Below are 8,163 nucleotides of genomic sequence, written 5' to 3'. Positions count from 1 at the left end.
GCTGCGTATCCGGCGACGCAATGAACATCGCACTGCACCACCATCACCATCATTCGTGACGCGCCGACGAGGCGCGAACCGGTCCGGCTGCGCCTCCTGAAAGTGTTCATTCTTCCGAACCAGACCAGATGAGGCAGGCCGCGCCCGGTCCGCGCTGCGCCGACGTGTTGCCTTTCCAATCTGTGCGTCTCCGTCTATGCGGAGCGCGTCGGCAACCAGGACCTGAGACGATCATGAGCGACAAGGACACACCGCCCCTCACCGGCAAGGATCTTGCCCGCAAGCCGCGCGGCTTTCCGGACAAGCGCGAGAGCCTGATCCATGCTCAGGCCGGGCTGGTCGAGACGATCACCGGCGTCTACCGCCAATGGGGCTTCGAGGCGCTGGAAACCAGCGCCTTTGAGTATGCCGACGCGCTTGGCAAGTTCTTGCCAGATGATGACCGACCGAATGCCGGCGTGTTTGCCATTCAGGATGATGACGAGCAGTGGATGTCGCTACGCTATGATTTGACCGCACCGCTGGCCCGGTTCGTGGCCGAGGCGGGTCAGTCGCTGGGCAAGCCGTTCCGTCGCTATGCCGCCGGTCCGGTCTGGCGGAATGAAAAGCCGGGTCCCGGCCGGTTCCGTGAATTCTGGCAGTGCGATGCCGACACGATTGGCGCGCCGGGCTATCATGCCGATGCCGAGATGATCGCCATGGGCGCCGAAGCGCTGCGCGCGGTTGGCATGGCACCGGGCGAGTTCGTGATCCGCGTGAACACGCGCCGCTTGCTCAATGGCGTGCTTGATGGAGTCGGCGCGACAAGCGCGGACACGCGCCTCGCGATCCTGCGCGCGCTGGATAAGCTGGACCGTCTTGGCGCCGAGGGCGTCGCGGACCTGCTCGGCGCAGGCCGTATGGATGAGAGCGGGGATTATACAAAAGGGGCGGGACTCGGCGCCTCAGAAGTAACCCGCGTACTCGCCTTCGCTCAGGCGGGGGCCGACACGCGCGCTGAAACGCTGGCCAATCTCGTCAAGGCGACGGGGGATACCGAAGAGGGCAAGGCTGGCCTCGTTGAACTCGAAGCCATCGCAAAAGCACTGGAAGCGCTCGGCGCGCCGGAAGGCGATGTCGTGATCGATCCATCCGTTGTGCGCGGCCTCGAATATTATACCGGTCCTGTCTATGAGGCGGAACTGCTCCGCGAGGTGACCGGCGAAGACGGCAAGACCTATCGCATCGGCTCCATCGGAGGCGGCGGTCGCTATGATGACCTGGTTGCGCGCTTTACCGGCGAAACAGTTCCGGCCACCGGTTTCTCTATTGGCATTTCCCGTCTCGCGGCGGCGATGCAGATCATGGGCGAGACCGAAAAGCTCGATGGGCCGGTCGTCGTGCTGAATTTCGACAAGGAAGACCCGACCAGCGCCTTGCAGCTCGCAACCGAACTGCGCCGGGCTGGTATCCGGGCCGAGGCCTATATGGGTGCATCCGGCATGCGGCCGCAGATGAAATATGCTGACCGCCGGTCATCGCCTGCTGTCGTCATGGTGGGAGAGGACGAGCTGGCCAAAGGCACGGTCACGATCAAGGACCTTGAAATGGGCGCGCTCAAGGCGAAAGCCATCAAGTCCAACGAAGAATACCGGGAAGCCCGTCCAGGTCAGTTCGAAGTGCCCCGCGCCGAAATGGTCGAAGCTATTCGCAAGATCACCGAGGCCCAGAAATGACGCACGAGACTCTCGCCGCTGCAGCACGCGGCGTTTTCGAGGCAACGGGCGCCGAACCGGTAGACCCGGCCTATATCCTGCCGTCTGATATCCCGCTGGAGCTCTCCGGCGAAGCGGTGCGGGCACGTCTCTGTGTGTTCTCCGATCATCGCGGCAATGAAATGGTCATGCGGCCAGACCTCACCCTGCCGGTGGCGGGGCAGGAGGCGGACAGGCGCGCTGCGGGTGGCGACGGAGCCAAGGCCTACACTTATGCCGCGCGGGCCTTCCGACTGCCGGCCTCTGCTGGCGACCCGATGGAATTCACCCAGGTCGGCTTTGAATGGTTCGGCAAGGAAAGCGGCGCAGATGCGGACGCTGAAGCTTTTGCGCTGGTACGCGAAGCCGTTGCCGCTTGCGATGTGTCACCCACGGCGACTGAAATGGGCGACCTCTCGATTTTTCCAGCCTTTGTGGACGCGCTTGGTCTTGCGCGTATCACGACAGACCTTTTGAAGCGGGCCTTCCGCCAGGAGGGAGGGGTCAGCGAGCTGCTCGATGCTGCGCCTCAACCGCCGGCGTCAGACCTTCAGCCCGTTCTGGATGCAGGCGGCGCGAAGGCGGCGGAAGACGCATTTTTGAAAGTTCTGAGTGATCGCGGCATTCCGATGATCGGTACCCGCAGCGTTGCCGAAATCGTCGCGGGTCTGCGCGGAAAGGCGGCGGTGCATGCCGCAGGTGGTGTGCCGGAGGCGGCACGGGCAGCGCTGTCTGATCTTGCCGGTGTGAACTGCCCTGCAGGGGAGGCGGCTGACGTGCTTGCCACCATCAGTGACAAACACGGGCTCGCGGCCATATCCTCCGTAATCGAACGGGTTGCCCGCCGAATGGAGGCGATCCTGTCTGCAGTGCCGGGCGTCGCCAGCGAGGCGCGCTTCCGGTCCGGCTTCGGTCGGCGGTTTACGTATTATGATGGCTTTGTCTTCGAATCGTTCGGTGAGAATTTGACCTCCCGCCAGCCGCTCGCCTCGGGCGGGCGCTATGATGGCCTGATCGAAGGCCTGTCCCGGTCCAGGGCCTCGGCGTCAGGTATTGGCGGCGTGGTCCGGCCAGATCGCATCCTGCGTGCAAAAGGAGAGGCGGCATGAGCGTTCTGTCACTTGCGATCCCCTCCAAGGGACGGTTGAAGGAGAAATCCGAGGAGTGGCTGAAAGCCCGTGGATTTGAAGTGCGCCAGATTGGTGGCGAGCGCGGCTACCAGGCGGAAATCTCGGGATTGGGCGAAGTCGATATGCGGCTTCTCTCCGCGCGCGAGATCGCACAGGGGCTGATCGATGGCAGTATCCATGCGGGCGTGACGGGTGAAGATTTGTTGCAGGACCTCGCGCCGACGGGGCCAGAGGATTTCCATGTGTTGGAACGACTCGGCTTTGGTGGTGCAGATGTGATCGTCGCCGTGCCGCAGGCCTGGATTGATGTGGACACGATGTCTGATCTGGAAGCTGCCGGGGCTGCATTCCGCAAGGCGCATCATCGCCGTCTCAGGGTAGCCACCAAATATATGCGGCTGACACGGCGCTTCTTCGCCGCCAAGTCCGTGGGTGAATATCGGCTCGTCGAAAGCGCGGGGGCAACCGAAGCAGCGCCTGCCACTGGCGCAGCGGACGTGATTGTCGACATCACTTCGACCGGCGCGACGCTCAAGGCGAACGGGCTCAAAATTGTTTCAGATGGAATAATATTGAAAAGCGAGGCCGTTCTGGCGGTGTCTGCAAATTCGTCATGGAGTCAGGCTGCTCTGAAGTCCCTGTCACTATTGGGCGGTGCAGCAAATGTTGAAGAATTGCTCATATTGAAAAATTTGAATTCACAATCTTGACACACGCAATAAAGCGCGGCCATATGACACGGCAAGTTTCTGGGAGGAAACGCTGCAAACGGTGGAAGGCGCGGAAGCTGGTGGAAGCTCTCCGCGCCTTTTTTCATTTCCGAAAAAATTCAGGTCCACCAGGACGGTCCGGAGCAACGGCTCAGGTGAGGTAGGGGGCGTTTTGGACATCACCCCGGTCCGTCTTGGCTTCCTGATTATCAATAAGGGATTATCGATAAACGTCAATCATAATTATCGTTTTTCGATTAAACTTTTTTCATGATGCGGATCAGTACAGCTTAATCGTCAGCTTGTAGCGGGCGTGCACCAGCCCGTGAGTTGACTTCGCCCATCGGCGCGGCCAAGCGTGGACCAAACAGGATTTTGCGCACGCAAGGAGTTATCATGAGCGATCCGCGCCAGCACATCATGCCGGTCTACAGGCCGCCAGAGCAGGTTTTCGAGAAGGGGGAGGGCGTCTGCCTCTTCACCGAGGACGGCACGCGATATCTCGATTTCATCGCCGGCATCGCCGTGAACGCGCTGGGCCACGCTCATCCCGCCATGGTCGAGGCCCTGCAGGAGCAGGCCGGCAAGCTGTGGCACACTTCCAACATGTTCCGCGTGCGCGGCGCCGAAGAACTGTCCGACAAGATCTGCCGCGATACATTCGCTGACCGCGTCTTCTTCACCAATTCCGGCACCGAAGCCGTCGAATGCGCCATCAAGTCCGCCCGCAAATACCACTGGGCGAATGGCAATGAAGCGCGCATCGACATCATTACGTTCACCGGTGCATTCCACGGTCGCTCGCTCGGCGCGATCAATGCCGGTGGCAATCCGAAATATCTCGAAGGCTTTGGTCCGAAATTGCCGGGCTTTGTGCACCTTGAATGGGGCGACCATGACGCTTTGAAGACGGCAGCGGCCCAGCCGACCACAGCTGCCATTTTCGTTGAGCCTGTCCAGGGTGAGGGTGGCGTACGTGCCATGCCCGACGCCTGTCTGATCGGGCTGCGTGAGCTTTGCGACGAGCACGGCATCCTGCTGATCTATGATGAAGTCCAGTGCGGCATGGGCCGGACAGGAAAACTGTTCGCTCACGAATGGGTTGAAGGCGCCGCGCCGGATATCCTGTGCTCGGCCAAGGGCATTGGCGGCGGTTTCCCGTTTGGCGCCTGCCTGACGACCGAAGCGGTCGGCGAACATATGCAGCCCGGCAGCCATGGATCGACCTATGGCGGCAACCCGCTCGCCATGGCGGTCGGCAATGTCGTCTGGGACATCATTTCCAGCGAAGACTTCCTGGCTGAAGTGCGCCGGGTCTCCGGCACACTGGCGCAGGGCCTGAAAAGCATCGCTGACAGCCATCCGGACAAGGTCGAAGCGGTGACCGGCAAAGGGCTGCTCACCGGTCTCAAGATGAAGTCCGATCCGAAGAGCCTGCAAGGCGTCTGCCGTGACAAGAACCTCCTGGTCGGTGTGGCCGGGAACATGGTCCTGCGTCTCGCGCCGCCACTTGTCATCACGGATGATAATGTGCGTGAAGCCACCGGCATCATCGACGCTGCGCTGTCAGAATGGGAAGGCTGAAGCCAAAATATCTCCTGGCGGTCCTATTGGTGTCAGGGTGTACGCCCGATGCCCCTGTGACCGACCTGTCGCAGGAAACTCTGGCTGATGCAGCAGAGCTCTGTGAGCTCGTCCGTACCGACTATGCCTATTACCCGGACCGGCAGGAAAATTGGGAGGCCGCATGTGCAGGCTTCGCCGGCATGCTCGGCCCCGTCACGACTAAGCCGGAACAATTGCGCGCGCTCGAAACACTGGTCGATGCGCTTTACGATCCACATGCGACGTTCGGTACGCATTCCGGCCTGTCGCCGCGTGTCGTGCCGTCAGGGTCCGACTATTGGCTCGAAGGTGACCGCGTCACGGCTGTGCGGCCGGGCAGCGCCGCGGCGCGAGCGGGTCTCGTAGTGGGTGACCAGATTGTCGCCATCAATGGTCGCCCACTGGCCGATGCGATAGTTACGCGCCTCCACCCCAAGAACGCTTCCTCTAGCGAGACCCAGAAGGCCTGGGCGCTGAACGCGGCGGCGGCGGGCTACCGCGATGAGCCCCGTTCGGTGACCATCTCGCGCATTTCCGAGTCTGAGACGCTGTCTCTTGATGGCTATGTCACTGACGCGCAGCAGGTGCCGCTGTCGTCCCGGATTCTGGACGGGAATGTCGCGTATATCCGCCTGCATGACTCGCTCGGGGATTCGCGCACGGTCGCCGCCTTCGATGCCGCGATGGACACGATGCGAGAGGCAAATTCATGGATCGTCGATCTGCGCGACACACCCGGCGGTGGCGACACGAACGTGGCAGAACCCATACTGGGCCGCTTCCTGTCGAAGGCGGCGGAATATCAACAAATCCGTCCGACGGACGCGCCGGAATGGGTGAAGACCGCAGAGCCCCATGGAGACTGGACGGCGAAAGGCCCGGTTGCTGTTCTGGTCGGTCGCTGGACAGGCAGCATGGGCGAAGGGCTGGCCATTGGCTTTGACGGCATCGAGCGGGGCGAGGTGTTTGGCAGCGACATGGCGCGCCTGGCTGGAGGCGTTGAAGATTACCGGCTCAGCCAGACCGGCTTTCCCATCCGCCTACCCGCTTACGACCTTGCCCATTTGAATGGTACGCCGCGCCATGAATGGTCTCCGCCCCATCAGGTTGTGGCTGACAATGGCGACGGACCAGACCTTGCGCTAGCAGCCGCACTCGACTGGATCGGCAGGCCAGAGGATTGAGGCTGGCATGGCTGCGCGGCTACGTTAGAATGAACATATGAGCAAAGTACGTGTTGCCTGTGTCCAGATGCGGTCGGGTGTGGAGATCGCCCCGAATATCGTGGCGGCCTCTGACCTGATCCGCGACGCGGCGGGGCAGGGGGCGCAACTGGTGACAACCCCGGAGATGACCAATCTGCTGGACATACGTCCCGGCAAGGCACGGCCAAAGATTGTTCCGGAGGCGGATGACCAGACGCTCGGGGCAATGCGCGGGCTGGCGGCTGAGCTTGGCATCTGGATGCTGATCGGTTCCATCGCCGTGACCCTCGCAGGCGAGGACCGGCTCGCCAATCGGTCTGTCCTGATCGCGCCGGATGGCTCCGTCCGGGCCCGCTATGACAAGATCCACATGTTCGATGTCGAAGTGGGCGACGGGCAGAGCTATCGCGAAAGCCGCGCTTACCGGCCGGGCGAGCGCGCCGTGCTGACGGAGACCGAGTTCGGCAAGCTGGGGATGACCATCTGCTATGATGTTCGCTTCCCGCATCTCTATCGCAAGCTTGCGCAGGCGGGCGCAGGCATCCTGACGATCCCGGCAGCGTTCACGCGCGTGACGGGCAAGGCGCACTGGCATGTCCTCGTCCGGGCGCGCGCCATCGAGACCGGCAGCTTCGTCATCGCCCCCGCGCAGGGCGGCAAGCATGAAGACGGCCGCGAGACCTTCGGCCACTCTCTGATCGTCTCCCCCTGGGGCGAGGTGTTGGCGGAGAAGGCGGATGATGAACCGGGTGTGATCCTTGCCGATCTGGATCTGGACGCTGTGGCGAAAGCGCGGCGCCGCATCCCGTCACTCGGGAATGATCAGGACATTCGCTTCAAGGACTGACGATCAGCGTCCCAAGCGCCGGCGGAATTCCTCATAGCCGAAATCGGACAGGCTCTCGATGATGCCGTCTTCCCAGCGGACCGCCAGATTTGCCAGCGGCGTGCCGTTGAACGTGTTCGTCTTGACGAAGGAATAATGCATCTGGTCGGTGAAGATGATCGTGTCGCCAGGCTTCAGGGGCGCGTCAAAGGAGTATTCGCCGATCACGTCACCCGTCATGCAGGTCTTGCCGCCGAAACGATAAGTGTGTGCCTTCTGGCCGGGCTGGCCCGCGCCGATCACGTCCGGCCGGTAGGGCACTTCCAGCACGTCCGGCATATGGGTCGAGGCGGAGGCGTCGAGAATCGCCAGATCCACCTCGTTCCAGTGCAGCGCCAGCACGGTCGCATACAGCTCGCCCGTGTTCACGACGAGGCCCGCGCCCGGCTCCAGCACGACTTCCACGCCAAAGCGCGTCTTGAACGCCTTGATGGCCGCGATCAGCGCGTCGACGTCATAGCCTTCCTTGTTCAGGAAATGGCCACCGCCGAAATTCACCGTGTTCACCTGCTCGATATACTGGCCGAAATTGTCGGCGACGAATTCGATCAGGCCGACCGAGCCCTCGTGCAGGCTCTCGCACAGGGCGTGGACATGGAAGATGTCGATGCCGGACCAGTCGACCTGGTCGAGCTTTGACGGCACTTCGCCAAATCGGCTGCCTGGTGCGCACGGATTGTAGAGGTCGCCGCCCAGGGTTGCATTGGAATAGCCGGGATTAACGCGCAGGCCGATCTTGGCGCCGCCATCGCTGGCAATGTCGCCAAAGCGTTCCAGCTGTTCGAGGGAATTGAAATAGATGTGCTCGGCCACCTCGGTCAGGCGGCGCACTTCGGCTTCGGTATAGGCCGGGGAATAGACATGAACTTCCTTGCCGAAGCTTTCATGCCCCAT

7 protein-coding genes are annotated in these 8,163 nt (G+C 62.0%); 6 read left to right on the top strand and 1 reads right to left on the bottom strand.

Annotated elements, in window-relative coordinates; genetic code table 11:
- Positions 1-230: 230 nt before the first annotated feature.
- The 6 genes from hisS to B2344_RS13920 all read left to right on the top strand — a co-directional run bounded on the left by hisS (position 231) and on the right by B2344_RS13920 (position 7,230).
- Complete coding sequence (gene hisS / locus B2344_RS13945; protein ID WP_414651598.1) at positions 231-1,715, top strand: histidine--tRNA ligase; 1,485 nt, start codon at positions 231-233, stop codon at positions 1,713-1,715.
- A complete protein-coding gene (locus B2344_RS13940; RefSeq protein WP_290483561.1) occupies positions 1,712-2,842 on the top strand; it encodes an ATP phosphoribosyltransferase regulatory subunit in 1,131 nt (376 codons plus the stop codon). The genes hisS and B2344_RS13940 overlap by 4 nt, the downstream gene beginning before the upstream one ends.
- Complete coding sequence (hisG, locus tag B2344_RS13935) at positions 2,839-3,573, top strand: ATP phosphoribosyltransferase (RefSeq protein ID WP_051607414.1); 735 nt, start codon at positions 2,839-2,841, stop codon at positions 3,571-3,573. Before B2344_RS13940 ends, hisG begins: the two co-directional genes overlap by 4 nt.
- Positions 3,574-3,969: 396 nt before the next feature.
- Positions 3,970-5,157 carry an aspartate aminotransferase family protein gene (locus B2344_RS13930; RefSeq protein ID WP_290485428.1) on the top strand — a complete coding sequence of 396 codons (1,188 nt, stop codon included), beginning with the start codon at positions 3,970-3,972 and terminating at the stop codon, positions 5,155-5,157.
- Entirely contained in the window at positions 5,145-6,362 is a 1,218-nt protein-coding gene (locus B2344_RS13925) for a S41 family peptidase (RefSeq protein WP_290485427.1), read from the top strand. Before B2344_RS13930 ends, B2344_RS13925 begins: the two co-directional genes overlap by 13 nt.
- 37 nt (positions 6,363-6,399) lie before the next feature.
- Positions 6,400-7,230 carry a carbon-nitrogen hydrolase family protein gene (locus B2344_RS13920; protein WP_290485426.1) on the top strand — a complete coding sequence of 277 codons (831 nt, stop codon included), beginning with the start codon at positions 6,400-6,402 and terminating at the stop codon, positions 7,228-7,230.
- Positions 7,231-7,233: 3 nt separating this feature from the next.
- On the opposite strand, the gene B2344_RS13915 is transcribed toward B2344_RS13920, so the two are convergent.
- Positions 7,234-8,163 (bottom strand): carboxynorspermidine decarboxylase (locus B2344_RS13915; protein ID WP_290485425.1); only part of this gene is annotated, 930 nt, incomplete at its 5' end.

Origin of the sequence: Hyphomonas sp. UBA3195, from assembly GCF_002366485.1 — a bacterium.
In the GTDB taxonomy this organism is placed as follows: domain Bacteria; phylum Pseudomonadota; class Alphaproteobacteria; order Caulobacterales; family Hyphomonadaceae; genus Hyphomonas.
This window is presented reverse-complemented; position numbering and strand designations above follow the sequence as displayed.

Excerpts from the sequence above, each read along its gene's own strand:
- B2344_RS13930 (WP_290485428.1), top strand. The coding sequence starts at position 3,970 with ATGAGCGATCCGCGCCAGCACATCATGCCGGTCTACAGGCCGCCAGAG.
- B2344_RS13925 (WP_290485427.1), top strand. The coding sequence starts at position 5,145 with ATGGGAAGGCTGAAGCCAAAATATCTCCTGGCGGTCCTATTGGTGTCA.
- B2344_RS13920 (WP_290485426.1), top strand. The coding sequence starts at position 6,400 with ATGAGCAAAGTACGTGTTGCCTGTGTCCAGATGCGGTCGGGTGTGGAG.
- hisG (WP_051607414.1), top strand. The coding sequence starts at position 2,839 with ATGAGCGTTCTGTCACTTGCGATCCCCTCCAAGGGACGGTTGAAGGAG.
- B2344_RS13940 (WP_290483561.1), top strand. The coding sequence starts at position 1,712 with ATGACGCACGAGACTCTCGCCGCTGCAGCACGCGGCGTTTTCGAGGCA.